This window comes from Staphylococcus sp. FSL H8-0121, from assembly GCF_038008425.1.
GTDB classification, from domain to species: domain Bacteria; phylum Bacillota; class Bacilli; order Staphylococcales; family Staphylococcaceae; genus Staphylococcus; species Staphylococcus pasteuri.
In genome coordinates, this window is the sequence record NZ_JBBOZB010000001.1 from 694166 (window position 1) to 717883 (window position 23718).

At 31.6% G+C, this 23718-nt stretch carries 19 protein-coding genes and 1 pseudogene; 2 read left to right on the plus strand and 18 right to left on the minus strand.

The features are described from left to right. Window positions 1-39: 39 nt before the first annotated feature. The 9 genes from sdhB to zapA all read right to left on the minus strand — a co-directional run bounded on the left by sdhB (window position 40) and on the right by zapA (window position 11055). Complete coding sequence (gene sdhB / locus LFT63_RS03335) at window positions 40-873, minus strand: succinate dehydrogenase iron-sulfur subunit (RefSeq protein ID WP_017637636.1); 834 nt, start codon at window positions 871-873, stop codon at window positions 40-42. Continuing rightward, window positions 873-2639 carry a succinate dehydrogenase flavoprotein subunit gene (sdhA, locus tag LFT63_RS03340; RefSeq protein WP_029055491.1) on the minus strand — a complete coding sequence of 589 codons (1767 nt, stop codon included), beginning with the start codon at window positions 2637-2639 and terminating at the stop codon, window positions 873-875. Before sdhA ends, sdhB begins: the two co-directional genes overlap by 1 nt. Window positions 2640-2692: 53 nt before the next feature. Further along, window positions 2693-3307, minus strand: a complete 615-nt coding sequence (locus LFT63_RS03345; protein ID WP_029055492.1) for a succinate dehydrogenase cytochrome b558 subunit — start codon at window positions 3305-3307, stop codon at window positions 2693-2695. A gap of 410 nt (window positions 3308-3717) precedes the next feature. After that, window positions 3718-5502, minus strand: coding sequence for an excinuclease ABC subunit UvrC (gene uvrC / locus LFT63_RS03350; protein WP_070452732.1), 1785 nt, complete (start codon window positions 5500-5502; stop codon window positions 3718-3720). Window positions 5503-5633: 131 nt separating this feature from the next. Next, window positions 5634-5948 carry a thioredoxin gene (trxA, locus tag LFT63_RS03355; protein WP_017637640.1) on the minus strand — a complete coding sequence of 105 codons (315 nt, stop codon included), beginning with the start codon at window positions 5946-5948 and terminating at the stop codon, window positions 5634-5636. A gap of 172 nt (window positions 5949-6120) precedes the next feature. Next, window positions 6121-8469, minus strand: a complete 2349-nt coding sequence (locus LFT63_RS03360; RefSeq protein ID WP_029055494.1) for an endonuclease MutS2 — start codon at window positions 8467-8469, stop codon at window positions 6121-6123. A 9-nt stretch (window positions 8470-8478) separates the two neighbouring features. Next, window positions 8479-10191, minus strand: coding sequence for a DNA polymerase/3'-5' exonuclease PolX (polX, locus tag LFT63_RS03365; RefSeq protein ID WP_029055495.1), 1713 nt, complete (start codon window positions 10189-10191; stop codon window positions 8479-8481). Between the two features lie 75 nt (window positions 10192-10266). Then, window positions 10267-10788: a CvpA family protein gene (locus LFT63_RS03370; protein ID WP_017637643.1), complete on the minus strand. Its 522-nt coding sequence runs from the start codon at window positions 10786-10788 to the stop codon at window positions 10267-10269. Beyond that, a complete protein-coding gene (gene zapA, locus LFT63_RS03375; protein WP_017637644.1) occupies window positions 10789-11055 on the minus strand; it encodes a cell division protein ZapA in 267 nt (88 codons plus the stop codon). Between the two features lie 375 nt (window positions 11056-11430). Between zapA and rnhC the strand changes: the two genes are divergently transcribed. Continuing rightward, entirely contained in the window at window positions 11431-12369 is a 939-nt protein-coding gene (gene rnhC, locus LFT63_RS03380) for a ribonuclease HIII (protein ID WP_029055496.1), read from the plus strand. A gap of 335 nt (window positions 12370-12704) precedes the next feature. Here the strand turns inward: rnhC and pheT are convergent, their stop codons facing one another. The 9 genes and pseudogenes from pheT to isdC all read right to left on the minus strand — a co-directional run bounded on the left by pheT (window position 12705) and on the right by isdC (window position 22227). After that, entirely contained in the window at window positions 12705-15107 is a 2403-nt protein-coding gene (gene pheT / locus LFT63_RS03385; RefSeq protein ID WP_340767936.1) for a phenylalanine--tRNA ligase subunit beta, read from the minus strand. Continuing rightward, complete coding sequence (gene pheS, locus LFT63_RS03390; protein ID WP_029055498.1) at window positions 15107-16165, minus strand: phenylalanine--tRNA ligase subunit alpha; 1059 nt, start codon at window positions 16163-16165, stop codon at window positions 15107-15109. The genes pheT and pheS overlap by 1 nt, the downstream gene beginning before the upstream one ends. A 438-nt stretch (window positions 16166-16603) precedes the next feature. After that, window positions 16604-17344, minus strand: coding sequence for a TrmH family RNA methyltransferase (locus LFT63_RS03395; protein ID WP_029055499.1), 741 nt, complete (start codon window positions 17342-17344; stop codon window positions 16604-16606). Window positions 17345-17571: 227 nt separating this feature from the next. Beyond that, window positions 17572-17895, minus strand: coding sequence for an antibiotic biosynthesis monooxygenase (locus LFT63_RS03400; RefSeq protein ID WP_340767940.1), 324 nt, complete (start codon window positions 17893-17895; stop codon window positions 17572-17574). Between the two features lie 16 nt (window positions 17896-17911). Further along, the gene (gene srtB, locus LFT63_RS03405) at window positions 17912-18640 is read right to left on the minus strand and encodes a class B sortase (RefSeq protein ID WP_029055500.1); all 729 of its coding nucleotides are present in this window, start codon (window positions 18638-18640) and stop codon (window positions 17912-17914) included. Between the two features lie 37 nt (window positions 18641-18677). Beyond that, entirely contained in the window at window positions 18678-19655 is a 978-nt protein-coding gene (isdF, locus tag LFT63_RS03410; protein ID WP_154827738.1) for a hemin ABC transporter permease protein IsdF, read from the minus strand. Between the two features lie 12 nt (window positions 19656-19667). Next, entirely contained in the window at window positions 19668-20549 is an 882-nt protein-coding gene (gene isdE, locus LFT63_RS03415) for a heme ABC transporter substrate-binding protein IsdE (RefSeq protein WP_017637652.1), read from the minus strand. Next, complete coding sequence (locus tag LFT63_RS03420; RefSeq protein WP_108000284.1) at window positions 20546-21580, minus strand: hypothetical protein; 1035 nt, start codon at window positions 21578-21580, stop codon at window positions 20546-20548. The genes isdE and LFT63_RS03420 overlap by 4 nt, the downstream gene beginning before the upstream one ends. After that, a pseudogene (gene isdC, locus LFT63_RS03425) lies at window positions 21580-22227 on the minus strand (heme uptake protein IsdC). Before isdC ends, LFT63_RS03420 begins: the two are co-directional and overlap by 1 nt. Window positions 22228-22434: 207 nt before the next feature. On the opposite strand from isdC, the gene LFT63_RS03430 reads away from it, so the two are divergent. Further along, window positions 22435-23625: an NEAT domain-containing protein gene (locus tag LFT63_RS03430; protein WP_208970250.1), complete on the plus strand. Its 1191-nt coding sequence runs from the start codon at window positions 22435-22437 to the stop codon at window positions 23623-23625. The last annotated feature ends 93 nt before the right edge of the window (window positions 23626-23718 follow it).

Below are 23718 nucleotides of genomic sequence, written 5' to 3' on the forward strand. Positions count from 1 at the left end.
CCCTTTTATTGGGTATCGCTAAATCTGTTACTTAAATTATTAATCTACTTTATGGTCAGAACCAAAGAATGATTTGAACATATGGAATGAAGTTTCTCTATTCATTGCAGCAATTGATGTTGTTAAAGGAATACCTTTTGGACATGCATTCACACAGTTTTGAGAATTACCACATTGTTGTAGACCACCTGCGCTCATTAATGCATCTAAACGTTCATCTTTTGTCATTGCACCTGTTGGGTGTAAGTCGAATAAACGAACTTGTGAAATAGCTTGTGCGCCAACGAAGCTATTATTTTGTGTAACGTTTGGACAAACTTCTAAACAAACACCACAAGTCATACATTTAGATAATTCATAAGCTGTTTGACGTTTTTTCTCAGGCATACGTGGTCCTGGTCCTAAATCGTAAGTACCATCGATTGGAATCCAAGCTTTCATACGTTTCAAGTTGTCGAACATTCTTGAACGGTCAACTTGTAAGTCACGAATTACTGGGAAAGTACTCATTGGTTCTAAACGAATAGGTTGTTCTAATTGGTCAACAATTGCAGAACAAGATTGTCTTGCGCGTCCGTTGATAACCATTGAACAAGCACCACATACTTCTTCTAAACAGTTCATATCCCAAGTTACTGGAGTTGTTTTTTCACCATTAATATTAACTGGATTACGTCTAATTTCCATTAGACAAGCAATAACATTTAAATTTTCTTTATAAGGAATTTCAAATGTTTCTTCATATGGTTTAGATTCACTATCGTCTTGACGTTTGATAATTAATTTAACCGTTTTTTGTTTTGGTTGATCGTTTTGCTGTTGTTGTTGATTACTTTGAGTTTCTGGAGTGTCTTTTACTGATTGGTCAGCCATTATTTTTTACCTCCTTTAGACTTACTAGTGTAATCACGTTTACGTGGTGGGATTAAGCTAATATCAACTGGATCGTATTCAAATCTAGGTGCTTCTGTTCTACCTTGGTAATACGCCATAGTTGTTTTTAACCATTCATCATCATTACGATCAGGGAATTCTGGTTTGTAGTGTGCACCACGTGATTCATTACGGTTATAAGCCCCAATTGTAATTACTCGTGCTAGCACAAGCATATTCCATAATTGACGAGTGAAGAATACAGCTTGGTTACTCCAAGTTTGTGTATCTTCCATATCGATATCTTCATAACGTTTCATCAATTCTTGGATTTTCTTATCTGTTTCTAATAATTTATCATTTTCACGCACAACAGTTACATTTGCTGTCATAATTTCACCTAATTCACGATGAAGTTTATAAGCATTTTCTGAACCGCGCATGTTTAATAATTTATCAAAGCGTTCTTGTTCTTCTTTTACACGTGCTTCATAAATACTGTCATCTAAGTCAGTGTATGAAGTTTCAATATCATCAAGATATTTAATAGCATTAGGGCCAGCTACTGTACCACCATAGATGGCAGATAATAATGAGTTAGCGCCAAGTCTATTACCACCGTGTTGAGAGAAATCACATTCTCCTGCAGCAAATAAACCTTTAATGTTAGTCATTTGGTCATAATCAACATATAGACCACCCATTGAGTAGTGTACTGCTGGGAAAATTTTCATTGGTACTTTACGTGGATCATCACCAGTGAATTTTTCATAAATCTCAATAATACCACCAAGTTTAACGTCTAATTCATGTGGATCTTTATGAGATAAATCTAAGTAAACCATGTTTTCGCCGTTAATACCTAATTTTTGGTTAATACATACATCGAAAATTTCACGTGTCGCGATATCACGAGGTACTAAGTTACCATAGTCAGGATATTTTTCTTCTAAGAAATACCAAGGTTTACCATCTTTATATGTCCAGATACGTCCACCTTCACCACGTGCTGATTCACTCATCAGACGTAATTTATCGTCACCAGGAATAGCAGTTGGATGAATTTGGATGAATTCACCATTTGCGTATGCTGCACCTTGTTGATAAACGATAGATGCTGCAGAACCTGTATTAATCATTGAGTTAGTTGTTTTACCGAAGATGATACCAGGACCACCTGTTGCCATAATTACTGCGTCAGAACCGAATGATTGAATTTCAGAAGTTGTCATGTTTTGTGCAACAATACCTCTAGCAGCATTGTCGTCATCTTTAACTATACCTAAGAATTCCCAACCTTCGTATTTTGTTACTAATCCATCTACTTCAAATGAACGAACTTGTTCATCTAACGCATATAATAATTGTTGACCTGTTGTAGCTCCAGCAAATGCTGTTCTGTGATATAACGTACCACCGAAACGTCTGAAGTCTAATAGACCTTCATTAGTTCTACTAAACATAACACCCATACGGTCTAATAAGTGAATGATGTTAGGTGCAGCTTCAGCCATTGCTTTTACTGGTGGTTGGTTTGCTAGGAAGTCGCCACCATAAACAGTGTCATCAAAGTGAATCCAAGGTGAGTCACCTTCACCTTTTGTATTTACCGCACCGTTAATACCACCTTGGGCACAAACTGAGTGCGAACGTTTAACAGGTACTAATGAGAATAAATCTACATGTGCACCTTTTTCTGCTGCTTTAATTGTTGACATCAGACCGGCAAGTCCTCCACCGACAACAATAATTTTTTTCTCTGCCATAGAAATGTCACTCCCCTGAAATATAAAAACTAAGACTAGTTAATCTGTATTTGTTACATAAATGCGATAATAGCAGTTACGCCGATATAAGAGATAATTAAAAATACAATTAACGATACCCATGTGAAGACACGTTGTGATTTTTTTGATTGTAAAATACCCCATGTAACTAAGAATGACCATAATCCATTTGAAAAGTGGAATACTACTGCAATTACACAAATAATGTAGAAAATAGCCCACAATGGATTATGTAAAGTTTCGTGCATCATATTATAGTCAACTGCTTTACCGTAAAAAGCTTTTTGTAAGCGTGTTTGCCATAAGTGCATACCAATAAAGATGAATGCTAAAATACCACTTATTCTTTGGCAAAAGAACATCCAGTTTCTGAATAATGAGTAATGACCCACATTCTCTTTTGCTGTAAATGCAATGTGTAAACCAAATAAACCATGGTATAAAAGCGGAATATAAATAAATAGAAATTCAACTACCAATAAGAACGGTATTGATTCCATGAAACCTGAGGCTTTATTAAAAGCTTCCGCCCCTTGTGTTGCTTGATGATTGACCAATAAGTGAACAATTAAGAATGCACCGATTGGGATAATACCTAATAACGAATGGATTCGTCTTAAGTAGAATTCATTTTTTGATTGAGCCAAAAGGAGTCCCCCCTGTAAACATTTAATTAATTGACTAAAATTATAAAGTTGTATGTAAACTGCCGTAAAAAACCATATAAAATACTAGCTTCTTTTACTTCTTTATTTTGTACTCGTCTTAATTAAATCACTTTAAAGATACTTGGGAGCATCTTCCTGTTAAATTTAAAATCAAACAAGTATTTCATAAAAAAGAAAAGGGCTAGTCATGTTATAGATTTCATATAATGATGTCGTCATATGTGAGTATTCTATAGCAATTCATGTAACCCTACATGATTGATAACAATTCTCAATTAGAAAACGCTTCCAAACAACTTTAAAAAAATAGCCTTTTGTTAACTATATTGTAACATTATTTAAAGCACTTTTGGACATGAGAATAATTCTCATGTCCAAAATTTGTCAATTTATTTTGATTGAAGTGCGTGCTGTAAGTTTTTTGCAACATTTTCGGGTAGTCCAGATTTTTTTAATTCTTCTAAAGATGCTGCTTTCATCTTCTTAATTGATCCAAAAGTTCTTAATAATTTCGTTTTACGTTTACTTCCAATTCCATCTATATCATCAAGTACTGACTTAAGACCTGTTTTTTGTCTCGTTTGTCTGTGGAATGTAATAGCAAAACGATGGACTTCATCTTGAATGCGGTGTAATAAATAGAAAGCTTGGCTATTTTTCTTCAATGGCACTATTTCAGCACTCGCACCATATAATAATTCTGACGTTTGGTGTTTGTCATTCTTTTGTAGTCCTGCAACTGGAATATCCAAACCTAATTCATTTTCAAGTACGTCCATAACACCGTTCATATGCCCTTTACCACCATCAACAATGATTAAATCTGGTAATGGGGTACCTTCATTTAGAACTCGAGTGTATCGTCGACGGACTACTTCTCTCATTGATTTATAATCATCTGGCCCTTCAACCGTTTTAATTTTATATTTGCGGTAGCCCTTTTTATCTGGCTTACCATCTACAAAAGTTACCATGGCTGATACGGGATCCACACCTTGGATATTGGAGTTATCAAATGCCTCAATTCTAATAGGAGTTTGTATTCCCATTCTTTCACCGAGTTCCTCAATTGCTTTAACTGTTCTTGATTCGTCTCTAGCGATTAATTCAAATTTATTTGTTAATGACACTTCGGCATTATGGTTAGCTAAATCTATCATTTCTTTTTTTGCACCTCTTGAAGGTTGCACTATTTTAGTATCCACAACAGATTGAATAATTTCTTTATTTAAATTTTTAGGGACATGAACTTCTTTAGGTAGGATGTGTTGATTTAAACTGTAGAACTGACCTATAAATGTATAGAATTCTTCTTCTTCTGTTTGTTGAATCGGAATCATCGTTGTATCTCTTTTAATCATATTGCCTTGCCTAATGAAAAATACTTGGATACACATCCATCCTTTAGACACACTATATCCAAAAACATCACGAATCGTATTATCGGTAGACATAATTTTTTGCTTTTTAGTGAGATTATGAATGTGTTGAATTAAATCACGATATTCTTTAGCACGTTCAAAATCTAATGATTCACTAGCTTTCTCCATACGATCTTGTAAATTGTTTAATATCGTTTTATCTTCACCATTTAAAAAATCACTAATTTCTTTTGTCATTTGAGCATATTTATCTAAATCTACATCATAAACACACGGCCCCATACATTGACCAATATGATAATAAAGACATAATTTATCCGGCATTTTATCACATTTTCTAAATGGATATATCCGGTCTAATAATTTTTTTGTCTCTTGTGCGGAATAAGCGTTAGGATATGGACCGAAATATTTACCAGATCCTTTTTTAACTGTTCTGGTTACGATTAATCTAGGATGTTTTTCTTTAGTAATTTTAATGAATGGATAGCTTTTATCATCTTTCAGCAAAATATTGTAACGTGGTTGATATTGTTTAATTAAGTTTAATTCTAAAAGTAATGATTCTGTCTCGCTTGAGGTTACAATAAATTCAAAATTACGTATTTCACTCACTAAGCGCGTTGTTTTAGCATCATGTGCACCAGTAAAATATGAACGTAATCGATTACGTAATTTTTTAGCTTTACCAACATAAATTACTTGATCATTACGATCTTTCATTAAATAACAACCAGGTTCCAATGGTACGACATTTAACTTAGTTTTAATTTGTTCTTGATACGTTTCCATGTTTTTCCTCCTTTCTTGTTGGTTTTAATTACGATAAATTCTTTTATGAAAAAATATTAATATTAAATAGGAATAGACAAAACAAAGCTGGAGCATTCTTATGAAATGCCCCAGTCTTCATGTCTATATTCTTATAGGTGTTTATCTAATACTTCAGCTAAGTTTTCTTTAGGTTGGAAACCTACTACTTTATCAACTGGTTGTCCATCTTTGAATACAATTAAAGTTGGAATACTCATTACTTCGTATTTTGCTGCAGTTGATGGGTTTTCATCTACATCTAATTTTAAGATGTCTGCTTTACCATCATAGTCCCCTGCTAATTCTTCTAAAACTGGAGCGATCATTTTACATGGTCCACACCAAGTAGCCCAAAAATCTACTAATTTAACTCCAGATTCTATTTTACTATCGAAATCAGAATCAGTTACTTTTACGATTGCCATAATTGCCAATCCTCCTTAATTTTTAAATGATGAGCAAATTATAACAGAATTTATAAGGTAATGCATTGCAATCTGCTTGCTCTTTTTTTAAAGTGGCAAATTTCCTCAAGAAATCATTCAATTTTCCACTTACTTTAGGCTAATGCCTCAACAAAATATCTATTATGAAGATTTATTTTAAAGAAGCTACGGTAACACCAAATCCACCTTCACTTGGCATACCACCTCTAAATGTTTTAACACTTTTATGTCGTTTTAAATGTTGTTGTACACCTTTTTGTAATGCACCAGTGCCTTTACCATGAATAATATAAACCTGTTCGAAATTGCTTAATACTGCTTGATCTAAATACTGGTCTAATTCGATTAGTGCATCTTCATAGCGATAACCTCTTAAATCAAGTTCTGTTTTTACAGTTTGTCTATTCGCACGGGTAACCATTTTCGTTGGTTTCTCTTTTTTCTTTTTCATTTTTTCTAAATCTTCAATAGGTAGTTTCATTTTTAAAATACCCATTTGAACAACCGCTTCTTCATCGCCAACTAATTCAAGCACTTCACCTTTTTGTCCATAAGATAAGACTTTAACTTCATCGCCAGCTTGAATTTTATCATACTTTTGTTTTTGAACATGTTGTTTAATGGATTTCGCTTCATATTGATCATCTAATTGTTTTTTCTTATCAATAAGTTCATGTTCTTTAACGTCTGCACCTTTTTTATCTCTTAATTCTCTCAATTCTTTAAGAATCGCATCAGCTTCTTTAGTTGCAGATTTCACACGTTGATTCGCTTTTTCTTTCGCTTCATCCATTAATGATTTTTCATAATTTTGATACTGTTGATATTGTTTTTCTAGTTCGTCGTGTGTTGTTTGTGCTTCCTTGACTAGTCTATCTAATTCAATACGTTGTTCATCCACACGTTTTGAATTTTTCTCAAGTGATTCTATCATATTGTTTATTTCTTGTTCATCAGTACCAATCATTGTCTTAGCTCTATTAATAATATGAAGACTTAAGCCTAATTTCTTAGATATATCAAATGCATTAGAACGTCCAGGCACACCCATAAGTAATTTATATGTTGGACTTAATGATTCAACATCAAATTCAACACTCGCGTTCATCACGCCTTCACGGTTATAACTATAAGCTTTTAATTCTGGATAGTGAGTTGTCGCCATAACTAAAGCTCCTAGACTTCTTACATGATCTAGTATACTCATCGCAAGTGCTGCACCTTCACTAGGATCTGTTCCTGCACCTAATTCATCAAATAGAATTAAGCTATTTTTATCTGCATCTTTTAATATTTCAACAATATTTTTCATATGTGATGAAAATGTCGATAATGATTGTTCTATTGATTGTTCGTCACCTATATCACAATACACGTTTTCAAATACACTTAATTGGCTACCATCTAATGTAGGAATAAGCATCCCTGATTGTGCCATGACAATAATTAATCCTAATGTTTTTAATGTTACTGTTTTACCACCTGTATTCGGACCAGTAATAATGACTGTTTCGATGTCATCTATAAATTCAATCGTATTAGCTACAACTGTATTTTGATCTAATAATGGATGGTATGCATTGGGTAAATAAACGGTTCTCTCTTTATGAAATGTTGGTTTAGTTCCTTTGATAGAACGTGCATATCTCGCTTTTGCAATTAAAAAATCAAGGTGACCCATAATTGACTCTGCTGTTAACAAAGCATCCGCTTCAGCTGCTACTTGACCCGTTAACTCAGTTAAAATACGTTCACGTTCAACTGCTTCATCATTTCGCAATCGGCTAATTTGGTTATTCATTTCAACAACTGAAGATGGCTCAATATACAATGTTTGTCCAGAAGCTGATTGGTCATGAACGATACCATTAAAGTCCTGTCTATATTCTGCTTTCACAGGTATAACATTTCTATCATTTCTTACTGTCACAATGGCATCAGACAATTTTTTTTGATTAGCCTGACTTTTAACTACTCTATCTAAATTTTGTCTAATACGTTGGTTAGTACTTGATATCTTACTACGGATACTTTGTAACTCGTAACTTGCATGATCAAATAAATCATGTGTGTCACATTTTTCATTAATATCTTTAAAAAGGTCAGTTAGTATTGGTAGTTGTGCCATATTACTATCTAAAATTGGATATTTAACCTCTTCATCTTCTTCTAATAATTGATTATAGAATGTCTTAAATTGATTTTGAACTTGTATCAAACGTTTAATCGCAGTTAATTCAGTTACATTTAAGACGCCACCAATAGTTGAACGATGAATATATTGCGCTACTTTTGATAAACCACTCAAACTTGGAAGTCGATGTTTATTATATATTTGCGAAATTTCGTCAGTTTCATTGATTTGAAATTCAACTGTTTCAAAATCTGTTGCTGGAGACATTTCTGCTACCTTTTCTCTTCCTAAATCACTGATAGCTTCATTTGATACAAATGATTTTATTTTATCAAATTCTAAGACATCTAATGTTTTTTGTCTCATGCAATCCCTCTATTTCTTCATTTTTATGTTGTTATTAATAAACGATTTAAATGCCTCTCTAGACATTGTATTGATTACTCTATCTTTCGTAACAAATCCTTTTTGCGCTGTTGCAACACCATATTTCATAAATTCTAAATGATCAGTATGATGCGCATCTGTATTAATGGTTAATTTAACATTTGGATATTGTCGTACTGTTTGTGCATTTAAATCCAAACGCTTTGGATTCGCATTAATTTCTAAAATTGTATTTGTTTCTTCAGCAAGTTGAGCTAGTTTTTCAATATTTGGTTCGTATCCAGGACGACGGCCAATAATTCTACCAGTTGGATGAGCAATATGTCTTACGTATGGATTACGACACGCATTTTCTAAGCGTTTCATAATGTCTTCTTCAGATTGATTAAAACTTTGATGTATCGCTGCAATGACATAATCCAATTGTGCAAGAATCTCATCATCATAGTCTAATGAACCATCGGGTAATATGTCCATTTCAATACCTGAATAAATATCAATTTCATCATATTCTTCATTTAATTGTTTAATTTCTTCATTTTGACGTAACAAACGTTCCACTTGTAAACCATTTGCCACTCTTAAACTTTGTGAATGATCAGTAATAACCATAAATTCATATCCCTTAGCGATATTGGCTTCTATCATATCTCTAATTGAAAATGCCCCGTCACTATACGTGGTATGCATATGAAGATCACCGTTAATATCATCTAATTGGATAATTTGACTTAAATCTTTATCAAATTCGCTTCCATCTTCACGCATTGAAGGTTCAATCCAAGAAACTCCAAAATGTCCATAAATTTCCGCTTCGCTATTAAATTGCAATACTTCCCCATTATCTTTTTCAATACCATATTCACTAACTTTCTCATTTTGAGCTTTGGCTAATTGTCTAATGCGAATATTGTGATCTTTTGATCCAGTGAAATGTTGCAACGTGTGATAGAACGCAGCAGGTTCAATCAGTCTAAAATCTACGCCAATTGTTTCATCATCGTATTCTAGTTCTACTGATATTTTAGTTGAACCTATCGCTACATCTTTAACTTTATTAGGAATATTTAATAATTGTTGTTGTACTTTTTCTGGTTCATTCGTGCTAATAATAAAATCTAAATCTTTACTTTGTTCTTTATATCTTCTAAAACTTCCCGCTGAAGAGTATCGATCGATATCGTCTAATTGACTAATATAATCTATAATTTGGTGATTAAGTCCTCTCATTTGATCAATTGGATAACTTTCTTTTTTAGCACCTAATGCTTTAACTGCTTCAAGAATATTTTGTTCCGTCTTTTTAGCAAAACCACTTAATTCACTTACTTTACCTGATTCACATGCTTCTTGTAATGACGCTTTATCAGTAATATTAAGTTCTTTATATAATTTAGCGATTTTTTTACTACCTAACCCTTGTATCTTTAATAAAGGTACTAGTCCTTCAGGAACTTCTTTTTGTAAATCTTCTAATGCAGTTGAATGTCCAGATTGTCGATATTCATTAATGACATCACCGACTCCTTTTCCAATACCTTTTAATTCAGTTACATCCTCAATCTCATCTAGTGGTCGTTCATCTACTTCTAAACTTTGAGCTGCTTTTCTATACGCAGACACTTTAAAGGTATTTTCTCCTTTTAACTCCATATAAGTAGCTATTTTTTCTAATAATTGAATAACATCTTTTTTAGTCATATACATCTCTCCATAAAAATAAGACCAGGACATATTTCTATTTCAAATTGTCTGTCCTGACCTCAACATCATTTTTTATAAATTTAAAATTAATTGTGAAACATAAGGTGTGTGCAATAGAATATGCTTAGCTAATAATGAATGACCCAATGAATTTTGTATCATTACATTAGGATATAAAGCTAAAATATACATCATGATTTGAATAAATATAATACCCATTATTAAACTTAATATAATACCTAAGATACGGCTAATGATATTTAAAGGTTGATATGCAACTATATTATCAAATGTGACGATGATTAGATATAAAATCAACTTACTGCATAGCGCAATTAAAATAAAAGCAACTATAGATTCAAAACGATATTGTAAGTGATCAAAAGATATCGCATATTGGGTATCATATGCAACAGTCTTTGGAAAAGGTAAAAACACGATTAAACGTTTTGCGATGTCTCGATAAAATTGCATTGCAATCCATAACGACACTATTGAAGAAATAAAATGTAAACTTGTAAGCCACAATCCTCGTCGAAATCCAACGATTGCAAAATACAGTAAAATGATTAATATAACAATGTCTAATAACATCTAATCTTCTCGTTGTTTTAATTGATTAAGTTCTTGTTGTAATCGACGGTTTTCTTCCTCTAAGCTTACTTTTTCATGCATAATATTGACGGCTGTTAAAATAGCTTTCCTTGTTGTGTCTAGTCCAGCTGATTTTTGCCCTAATTCTCTCATTGTCTCATCTACTAAATGAGCAACATGTCGTATATGCTCTGGGCTATCATCACCAATTATTGTAAAGTGTTGGTCATTAATTGTTACATTTATTCTATTCTTAAAATCACCCATAATTATATCTCCTGACTTTTAATTAAATTATTCCGTATCTCTATTTAATTTAACCAAAATCATGTTTCTATATTATTTGTACATAATATTAATTTTTGGTTTTATTCTTTTTACTTATCATTAAACATTATACATGAGTCATAATTATTTTGTAAGTATGTGGTTTAATAAAGTCAATCTTTTTCTTTAGAAAATTACGCCTACCTTTTTAATTTTTAGTATTATATATTTTAGAAAAATCCATACTCAAAGACTTCAAATGTAATTTAAGTATCTAATCTCTTTTGATTTTCACTTATGATATAAAAGATAATGTTATGATATGATTTGATTAATGTACCATAATAGTATGAATAAAGAGAGGTTTAACAAAGTATGGCTAATATAGTCCATAAATTAACAACAAATGAAATCAATACTTTAATGTCTAAAATAAAATTTGATACTTTACAGTTGCCACAAGGTATGAAAGCTCGCACGAAACATAATGGTGCTGTTATCAATATATATAATTCTGGAAAAGTCATGTTCCAAGGTAATAATGCCGAAACCGTAGCGCAACAATTGCTACCTGAAAAACAAAGTAACACTACTAGTTTAAATACTTCCAAATCTTCTAAGACACAGGCATCTTATATTAAATACAATCAATATAATTGTATAGGTAGCGATGAAGCTGGCAGTGGTGATTATTTTGGCCCACTAACAGTATGTGCCGCATATGTTACAAAAGAGCATGTGAAAATTTTAAAAGAATTAGGTGTTGATGATTCTAAAAAATTAACCGACACTAAAATAGTAGAAATAGCAGAACAACTTGTTAACTTTATTCCCCATTCATTACTTACACTTGATAATGTTAAATATAATGATCGACAACGTGCTGGATGGTCACAAGTTAAAATGAAAGCTGTATTACACAATCAAGCTATTGCAAATGTTGTCCAAAAAATTGAAACTAATGATTTGAATTATATTGTCATTGACCAATTTGCAGAACGTGGCGTATATCAACGTTATGCTTTATCCGATTTGCCTTATCCGAAATTAACAAAGTTCGAAACAAAGGGCGAATCTAAATCTTTAGCAATAGCGGCTGCCAGTATTATCTCTCGATATGCCTTTGTAAAACATATGAATCATATATCTAAATCATTAAAAATGGAAGTTCCTAAAGGCGCAAGTAATAAAGTTGACTTATTCGCAGCAAAAATAATTGAAAAATACGGTATTGATAAATTGGACAGTATTTCTAAAAAACATTTCAAGAACAGAGACAAAGCTCAGGCTTTAGTTAAAAAGAAATATTTATAAATGCAAACTAATGCAAGTAAGTAGTATTTATATTGATTAGTAATTATATTAGACTGTCCGTAAAGTCCATGACTTTGTTGGCAATTTTTATACCCATGCTTTCCCAGGGTACAGTTTCAGTCAGAAATTCTACACAGATAAATCTTTGGGAATTTCTAACGTCTCAACAAATACTGTTACCTCTGGAGTCAGCGCATAAATACAGCTCATTATTCCTCAAATAATCTAACAATGAGATGATTTTAAAAAGACAAACCTATCGCCAAGATAGATTTGTCTATAAATATGGCAAGTATCAACCTTTAAGGAATGATACTTGCCTTTTACTTACTTTATTATCTTATTGTTGCGCCTTTTTCTTTCAATGCTTCGATAATTTGATCATGTACTTTTGATACACGCTCATCAGTTAAAGTATTTTCAGTATCTAAATAATTTAATCTGATTGCTACTGATTTTTTACCTTCTTCTAAATGTTCACCTTCATATACATCAAATACTTGTGTATCTTGAAGAATATCAGCACCATTATCATGAATTGTTGAGATAAGTTCATATGCTGGTACATCGTGATTTACCTCTAATGCAATATCACGTGAAACACCTGGATATTTTGGAATTGGTTGATAATTGATATAACCAACAGAAACTTTCATCATTTCTTCGTAGTTTAATTCAAACACATATGTGCGTTTTAAGTCATTATCAGCCGCTACAGAAGGATGTAATTCACCGATAAAACCAATATCTTTGCCATTTAAAGAGACAATTGCAGTTCTACCTGGATGTAAACCTTCAATTTTAGCTGCACGATAATCTAATGTTAAATTAAGTTTTTCAGCAACTCGTTCAATAACACCTTTAGTTAGATAAAAGTCGACTTCTTCTTTTTTACCTTGCCATTGATTTACAACATAATCACCTGTCATAATACCACTTAAATATTCAACTTCTTCAGGTAATTCACCTTCACCATTGCCGAAGAATACACGTCCAATTTCATATAATTTCACATCTTTATTTTTACGTGCAACATTATACGTTGTTGCCTCAATTAAATGTGGTAGTAAACTTTGACGCAATGTTGAATGTGCTTCACTCATTGGCATAAGTAGTTCAATTGTTGATCTATCTTGTAATGCAAAGTCTTTAGCATGTTCTTTAGATACAAGTGAATATGTGATAGCTTGGTTTAAACCTGCACCTTCTATTGTTTCTTTCACTATTCGTGTTTTACGTTGACGGTCAGTTAAAGTACCACTAGTCACTTCTTCAAACACTGGTAAAGTTGATGGTATCTCATCATAGCCGTATATACGTGCAACTTCTTCAATCAAGTCTTCTTTAATAGAAATGTCTTTACGACGAGATGGTACGAATACCGTAAGTTCATTATGATTCACTTCTGTTTCAAAACCTAATTGTTCGAAATTCTTTGTAATTTCATCTGCAGATAAATTAAATCCGACTGTTTCATTGATTTTGTCAGTTGTAATGTGAATTGGTGTTATGAATTCACCTAAATCGCCTGCAGACACTCTATCTTTAAGGACGCTACCAGAAGCATACATTTCTAATAAATAACATGCACGGTCAACAGCTTCATTGACAAATTCTGTCGCAATACCCTTTTCAAATCGACTAGAAGCTTCACTTCGTAAATTTAAGCGTCTTGATGTATGACGAATAGAAGCAGAATCAAAAATAGCGCCTTCTATAACAACATTAGTTGTTCGATCACTCACTTCTGAAAAATCTCCGCCCATCACGCCACCTAATGCAATTGGTGTTTGTCCATTAGTGATGACAATATCTGATTCAAGTAGCGTTCTTTCTTGATCGTCTAATGTCGTCATTGTTTCATTTTCTCGTGCTTGACGAACTTCAATATGATTAGAACCAATTTGATCTTGGTCAAACATATGTAAAGGTTGTCCATATTCTAATAGAACATAGTTTGAAATATCAACGACGTTATTAATTGGTCTAATTCCCGCTTTCATTAAACGTGATTGCATCCATATTGGTGATTGACCAATAGTGACATTTTTAACTATTCTCGCGCTATAATAAGGTACTTTATTTTCATTTTTAACGGTAACAGATAATTCATCTGTAGCGGATTCATTTAACTCATTACTAGCAGTTTGTGGTTTAGTCATTTGAGTTTGATATAACGCTGCTACTTCATATGCAGTACCTACCATACTTAATGCGTCTGCACGATTTGGAGTTAAATCAAATTCCATAATTTGGTCATTTAAATACAATGCATCTAATGCATCTGTACCGGGTGTTACCTCTGTAGAAAATACGAAAATGCCATTTTCAAATGCTTTTGGTACAACATTACTTGAGATACCTATTTCTTGTAATGAACAAATCATGCCTTCAGAACGCTCCCCGCGTAACTTGGCACGCTTAATTTTAATACCACCTGGTAAACGTCCACCTACTTTAGCAACAATGACATATTGTCCTTCATCAACATTAGGTGCACCACAAACGATTTGTACAGGCTCTTCCTCACCAATGTCTACTTGGCATATATTTAATTTATCTGCATCTGGATGAGACGTTTTAGATACGACATAACCTACTACTAAGTTTTTAATGTCTTTTGTATAATCAATAATATCGTCAACTTCGATACCAGTGCGTGTTATTTTTTCTGCTAAATCTTGAACATTTTGATTCACGTCTACATAATCTTTTAACCATTCATTTGAAATTAACATTAAATCTCACCTCTATCTTCTACAGCTTTAAACTGGTCTAAGAAACGTACATCATTTGTATAGAAATGACGAATATCCTCAATACCATATTTCAACATTGCGATACGGTCTGGTCCCATACCAAAGGCAAACCCAGAATATTCATTTGCATCAAAACCAGCCATATTTAAAACGTTAGGGTGTACCATACCTGCCCCTAAAATTTCGATCCATCCAGTATGTTTACAAACATTACAACCTTGACCTTTACATTTGAAACATGACACATCCACTTCAACAGATGGTTCTGTAAATGGGAAATAACTTGGTCGTAATCGAATTTCTCTATCAGCACCAAATAATTCTTTCGCTAATAATTCTAATGTCCCTTTTAAGTCACTCATTTTAATATTTTTATCTACTACTAATCCTTCAATTTGAGTAAATTGGTGGCTGTGTGTGGCATCATCTGAATCACGACGATAAACTTTACCAGGGCATATTATTTTAACTGGACCTTGACCATTTCGTTGTTCCATTGTTCTTGCTTGCACTGGTGACGTATGCGTTCTCATTAAAATTTCTTCAGTAATATAGAAACTATCTTGCATATCACGTGCTGGATGAGATTTAGGTAAGTTTAAAGCTTCAAAATTATAATGATCTTGTTCTACTTCAAATCCATCTACAATTTCATAACCTAATCCTAAGAATAAATCTTCAATTTCTTCAATAGTTCGAGTTAATGGATGTTTAGAACCTATTTCAATTTGACGACTTGGTAAAGTAACATCGATTGTTTCTTCTGCTAATTGTTGATTTAACTTTTCATTAGCTAAAATCGTTTGTCTTTCGTCTAGTTCTTGTTGAATTGTTTGTCTTAGCTCATTGACTTTTTGTCCATAAGCTGGTTTTTCTTCATTTGGTAAGTCTTTCATATTTTTCATTAATGCACTTACCGAACCCTTTTTACCTAAATATTTAACTTTCACATCTTGTAAAGCTCTTTCATCATTTGCAGCATTTATATCAACCAATGCTTGTTGCTTTAATTCACCCATATGATCATTTTGAGTCATACGTTTTTCCTCCTTTTATCCCATCAACAATATATTAATCAATCAATTATTTATTTATTTTTTAAACAAAAAAGACTTTCACCCCTCTAACTGGGACGAAAGCCTTCCGTGGTACCACCCAAATTTATGCCTATGCATACACTTGTATACGTTGTTAACGAAGACGTACTCCGACTTAAATCTCTTTAAGTAGCCAAAAAGATGAAAAAAACTAATCAAAATTGGAATAACTTTCAGTCATGGTTATTCTCCCTTAAACAATTTCACATGTTAGTTTACGTCTTTTTATAGGCTATTAATTCTCTTGTAGACCATATCATTGATTATTTATGAATTCATTATTTATTATAGACGATTGATTGATATAGGGTCAACCGGCAATAACCGTTTTGAATATCATTTATAAATTTTAAAGTCACCTAAATGTAGACAAATATTTTATCCTTTTAATTGGTAAAGTAAGATACTACCAGCAATTGCAACATTTAAACTTTCAGCTTTTCCATAAATAGGAATAGTTAAATTTTGAGTTGTACTATTTAATAGTGTTTCATTTACACCTTCACCTTCGTTACCCAAAATAAGTGCAAATGTGTCTTGTGCTTCAATTTCTTTAAAGCTTACAGCTTCATCTAATGCTGTACCATAAATGGGTCCATCAAATGTATCGATGAATATCTGTAATGATTCTGACATAACAGGAATATGAAATACACTACCTTGACTCGCACGTAATACTTTATCTTGATATGGATCTGCAGTGCCTTTTTCCATTACTATTAGATCAATACCTGCTGCATCTGCAGTGCGGATTAACGTTCCTAAATTACCTGGGTCTTGTATTCTATCAATTAATAATACTTGTTTCGCAGTTGATATATCATATTCTGGTTTTTTTATCACTGCGAAAAAGCCTTGAGGTGTCACAGTTCCAGACAACGCTTCTGCAACTTTTAAATTAATTTCAAATGTTTCATTAGCATACTCAATTAATTGTTCATCTGTTCTACTAGGATCAACAACAAATAATTGTTCAATGTCTAAACCACTTTGATATGCTTCATCTATTAAATGTATACCTTCGATAAGTGCTAAACCTGTTTTATCTCTATCTTTCTTTTTCTTAAGTTTATTCGCATTTTTAATTTTACTATTTTGAGCCGACGTAATTTGTTCCATATAATTAATCTCCAATATGATAATTTCTAATTATCCTTAATTGTATATGATTAAGTTATAAATTGAAAATAAAGTATCACTACTATTTTAATAGTTAAGTGATACTTACGTATTAGTTTTAGCTAAGTTGTTCTACTAAGAAACACCTTCATAATATTAAAATAAAAAAACTTCCGACTAAATTTATTGATATTTAATCGGAAGCTAATTGCTCGTTAAACGAATGGTTATTTCAAATAATGATAGCCAATATCATATGTATGAACGCTATTTTTAATAATCGGACTACTTTTATCATCAGATTGACTGCGAACATATTGATGTGCTTTTTTAAATACATCTGATTTCAACCAGTCTGTAAAAGCTTGTTTATCTTTCCATAAAGTTAAAATTTTAACTTCATCATAATCCTCTTTTTCTAATGTACGAGTAACAAACATACCTTCAAACCCGTCTAATGTCTCAATACCATGTCTAGTATAAAATCTTTCAACAATTTCTGTTGCTGTCCCTTTGTTTAGCGTTAATTTGTTTTCAGCCATAAATCTCATGATTGTCTTCATCCTTTTAGTTAATTTTAGTTAATTTGGCAACAACTGCTATTCTGCCTGCTGTTTGTCTAAATGCATCTTCACAAGTCGATAATGTCACAATTTTATCTCCTTCATTGACATCTACATTCGTTTTAATCAACGAACGCTTCTTTGTTTTGAGTAAAAATGCTTTAAACTGTTCATCATTATCAAAAGTCGTTTGGATATAATTGTCATTACTTGTTGTTTTAAATGCACTAAAAATTTGTAATTGATATTTACCATATTTAGTATCAAAGTGGATTGATTTGTGTTTGTCATAAAATGATTGTTTTAAATAATCATCAAGTACATCAAACATAGTTTGATCACCAATATGATGACCATATATCACCGTATTTTTATCTAAAGGGTTCAATGAATTTCGATAATCCATAAAAATACTTCCTTTACGACGTTGTTCTCTTTCAAAATCTAAATTTAAATATTCATGATTTGTTTTACCTTGTAAAATAGGATAATTGAGCGATGTTCCCTCTAATTGAATCCAACCAACGATGTCTTTATTAATTTTTTCTAAGGATTCAAATTGTGGTCTTACTGATGATTGATGTTCATTTGATAGTGTTTTAAATTTCTTTTGTATTTTGGCATAACTTTCTTGTTCATCTTTATCTTGAACATAAATTTTAATTATTTGATAAGTAAAAACGACAATAACAACGATTAAAATAATTTGTATTATTCTTATTATGTGTTTCATATAATGTGATAATCCTTTATTCTTCATTAGTTAAGCCTTACATAGATTTATAAATACGTTGACGTTTACCCTTACATAATAAATAAATCAATGTAGGTCCACCTACAATCATTAAAATAGCATTGGCAGGTATTTCTAATGGTGGATGTATTGTACGTCCTGCTAAATCAGCTAAAAGTAAGAACCAAGCTCCTATGACTATTGAAAATGGTATAACTGCTTTATAATTAACACCTACTATTTTTCTTACTATATGAGGTACAATAATCCCTAAAAAGGCCATTTGACCTACTATCGCAACTGTTGCACTTGCTAAAAATACTGCTAATAAGCCAATTATCCATCTATACGTATCTATTTGAAAACCAATACTCTTAGCTTGCATATCGTCTAAATTTAATAAATTCAACTTAGGAGATAGTAAAATACTTAAACTTAATCCTATCATTGCAGAAATCGCTATAATATATACATCTTTCCATGTTTTCATAGTTAAACCTTGAGACATTTTCAGTAATGGATTTTGACTTAAGATGTCATATACACCATTTAATAACACAAATAATGCTACACCTACTAAAATCATACTTACCGCATTCAACTGATATTTAGTGTGTAAAAATATAATGATTATAAATGGAATCAATCCTCCGATAAAAACTAAAAAGGGTAAATAATTATATAGTTGAGGAATATACATCATACATAGTGTTCTCATAATTAAAGCGCCAGTCGAAACGCCTATTAAGTTCGCTTCAGCTAATGGATTTTGAAGAGACGCTTGTAAAAGTGCTCCTGATACTGCCAACATAGCCCCTACTATCATTGCTATTAATATTCTAGGTAATCTCAAATCTAATATCGCATCCACCGCATTATTTTCACCAGTTGATAATTTATCTATCCAATCATTAAATGTAATTTTTAAAGTACCAGTAACAAATGATAAATATGCTGTTAAAACAGTTAATAGTATAAATATTATTAAAAATAACTTCTTATGGTTCTTTATCATACAATCATTCCATTACTTTTTATTGTTATAAAATAAGTCATATAACTGTTTCATTGCTTCGTCAGCATCAACATTCGCTGTAATTCCAAATGGAATTTCTTCTAAATCATAAACTTTATTATTTTTAACAGCTTTAAAATGCTTCCAAATATCATTTTGTTTAAATTCTTTTTTAAACATTTTTTTCACTTCATCTGGCATGCCATGTGGTAAACGTAAAATGATATCAGGGTCTACATTGAGTAAGTTTTCAGTATTTGACGAAATATACTGTCTATCTTTTACTTTAATTACATTTTCTCCACCAGCAATTTTCACTAAGTCGCCAATATAAGATTTATCAGTCGCAACTAAATAACTTCCTGGCACACCCATAAGTATTAGTACTTTAGGATGTTTACGTTGTTTAGCAGCTTTGTCTTCAATTTCCTTTTTCACTTTATTTAAGTGATCATTTAATTCTTTTGCTTTTTCAGTTCTATTAAACTGTTTACCTAATTCTGTAATTGAATTTTCCATACCTTGCAAACTATCGTAGTCATAATAGTAACCTTTCATATTAAGCTGTTTATAAAAAGGTTTCATTTCATCTTTGATTGTAGACACACTTAATACGTGAGTTGGATTTAATTTTTTAACTGCTTCTACACTAGGTTGCATAGGTTGTCCCACTTCGGGAACATCTTTATATCGTGCCGGTAATGTTTTATAAGATGTTGGTTTTCCAACGATTGGTAAATCCAGTTTGTCTAGTGTCATTGTCAATGCAACAGTGGTAGGTACTATTCTATATTTTTCAGCTTTTTCTTCTTTTTTTGGTTTCGACGATGATTCACAAGCGACTAATAAAATAGCACATATAATTCCTAAAATTATTGTTTTTACATGTTTCAATCTTTTTTACCTCGCTTTCTCATTAATAAATGAGATACAACTAGGAGTAACATTGCTAATACTATAGCTACGCCCAATATCGCATATTCTTTTTTATGACTTTTTGCTTTTTGATTATTTTCATATTTTTTATTATTTGGTTTATGTTTCTTTACATCATCATCTCTATTGAATGATGGTAATGTTTTATCTTTTTCCTTTTTAATATTGTCCCTAGTACTTTGAATTTTAGTTGATTGTGAATCAACATTATTTTTCAAACTTTGATCATTATTATTTGAATTTTCAGACGATTGAGTATGACTGCTGTTACTATTTTTAGTCACATTTATATTTGTTGTAGTTGATTTGTTTTTTTGTTCTTGAGTACTATTCTTATATTCTTTTGGTTTATTTTGACCAGTCTTTTTATTTTTAGATATATCTTTATCTGTAGTTCGTGTTTGTTGATTATTATTCTTATTTTGTTGAACTATTATTTGATTCTGATTTTTATCTTTTTTGTCTTCTTTATCATCTTTATTTTGTTTTAAATGAATGAATAGTACACTGTCTTCCTTATCATGGAGATTTTGTTTATAACGCATTTCCAAGGTTTGTATATTTTGCTTTAATAATATTCTTATCGTTGTTGTATTATCATTACTTTTAGTTACAAATGGTAATGGCTGAGAATTGGATGTCAAAAATTGATAATTTTCAATCTTAGTATGTGGAGATAATTTGATTTCTAGGTAAACTTGATTTTTACTATTAAAAATAAGTCGACCTTTTTCATCAAATACTTCTACTTTTTTATCATCTTTATCTCTTACATCTAGATAGATATTATTAGTCTTTTTAGGTAATTCTTTAAAAATAGCTTCATCTAATTTCTGAGGGTTATCTTGCTGTGTATTATAAGAATTGGCTGATGGACTATTCATCTCATCAGCCAATAATAATGCATCTTTATTATTTAAAATCATAAATGTCGATACACAACAATAAATGATTAACGTTTTAAAGCTAGTTTGTAATGATACATTCATTATTTCACATTACCTTTGTTAACCTTTTTAGCATAAAATGTAATGAAAACGAATGACATCAATGCAACTGCAGGAACGATATAAATATATCCTGGAATACCAGCACTAGTTTGTGGGTTTTCTACACCACCAGTACCAGTGTTTGTAGTACCCCCTGTAGTATCATTACCAGTAGTACTTGCACTGCTACTACCATTACCAACTACATTAGATGGTCCATTAAATTTATAAGTAATATTGTAATGGTGATCATATAAGAAAGGTTTGCCATTTACTTTTTCATTAATATATACATCAATTTTACCTTGGACTTTACCGCTCACTTTACTTACTTCAAATTCAGAAGTACGTTCATCTTTCGCAGCATTTTTATTAATAATTTTTTATTTATGGCCTTCGATACTCATACCTGTAATCCAATGACTGTGGTTAACAGTAATTTGAACATATAACTTACCGTTCTTTTTAACATATTTAGCTGGTTTATTAAAATAATCATTGGCAATAGATGTATCGTTAGTATTATATTTTAAGATTTCATAATTGAACGTTCCGCTATCTTCAGCAAAAGCATTATTAACAGTTGTCGCAAAAAACAATATAAAAGACAATACGGCTACACTAAAAATTTTATGTAATTTTTTCAAAATATATACCTCCCATTTAAGACGAATATTACGTCTTTACAAAAATAATAAATGATAACTATTATCAAAGTCAATATTTATTTTATAATAAAATTATATTATTGTTATAACGATATACTTGTGGTACTATTATTGATAACCATTTTCAATTAAATTGGTTAATCACTTTTAATGACATAGCACAATCATTTTTAGGAGGAAAACATCATGAACAAACATTATCTAAATCCTAAGTTTTATAAGGAGAATAATCATGCATCATTAAGAAGATTTACAATTGGAAGTGCAACTCTTTTATTAAGTGTATTACTTTATGCAAGTAATGGAGAAAATCATGCGCAGGCTGCTGAAACAAATCAAAATAATAATCAAAATACAGCAGTATCACCTTCTTCATCACAAAATAATACTGTATCTGAAGAATTGAATTTCCAAGTTCAAAGAGATGGTTCAAATGAAGTGTCACACATGGATGAATATATGAAGCATCCTGGTAAAGTAATTAAAAAAGATAATCAATATTATTTCCAAGCTACATTAACAAATGCTTCATGGTGGAAAGAATATAAATTTTTCGATAAAAACAATCAAGAATTAACTACTAATGTTGTTAATGATGACACAGCAAATGATACAAAAACGTTAGATATTTCAGTAGAACCAGGATATACAAATATCACATCAAGAATACATATCGTTATTCCAAACTTAAAGTATGATCATACTTATACAACGCATTTGGAATTTGCGAAACCTATTCCAACATTAGGCGAAATTAATACTAATAGTGATAATAATACAGCATCTCAACCTAACAATGATGTAGTAACTACTCCAGCTACTGGAGACAATAACAACGGTGCTACTGCTCCAAGTACTGGAGATAACAACAATGTACCTACTACTCCAGCTTCTGGGGACAACAACAATGCATCTACTACTCCAAATACTGGAGACAACAACAATGCACCTACTACTCCAGCTACTGGAGATAACAACAATGCACCTACTACTCCAAACACTGGAGATAACAACAATGCACCTACTACTCCAGCTGCTGGGGACAACAATAATGTACCAACTACTCCAGCTGCTGGGGGCAATAATAATAATGGAACTAATACAAACACTGGTGACAATGTCGGTAAAGATGGTAAAGATGGTAAAGGTGGCAAAACAGGCAAAAAAGAAGATGAAGGTAAAGATAGCAAATCTAATCAAAATAACGGGGATAAAGATGCTAAAAACTCACAAAATAGCGACGACAACAAATCAAAAGAATTACCTGATACAGGTAAAGTAGCTTCACATAGTTACTTTAATGAATTAGCTATGGCTACGATTGCCCTATTCACATCTATTACAATGTTTGTTTTCAGAAGAAAGCACTCTAAATAATCATATGAAACCTATATTAAGAAGTTGATATCTCTCAGTATAGGTTTTATTATTTTTTTATAAAATGGATTGCAATATATTTATACTTTGAGT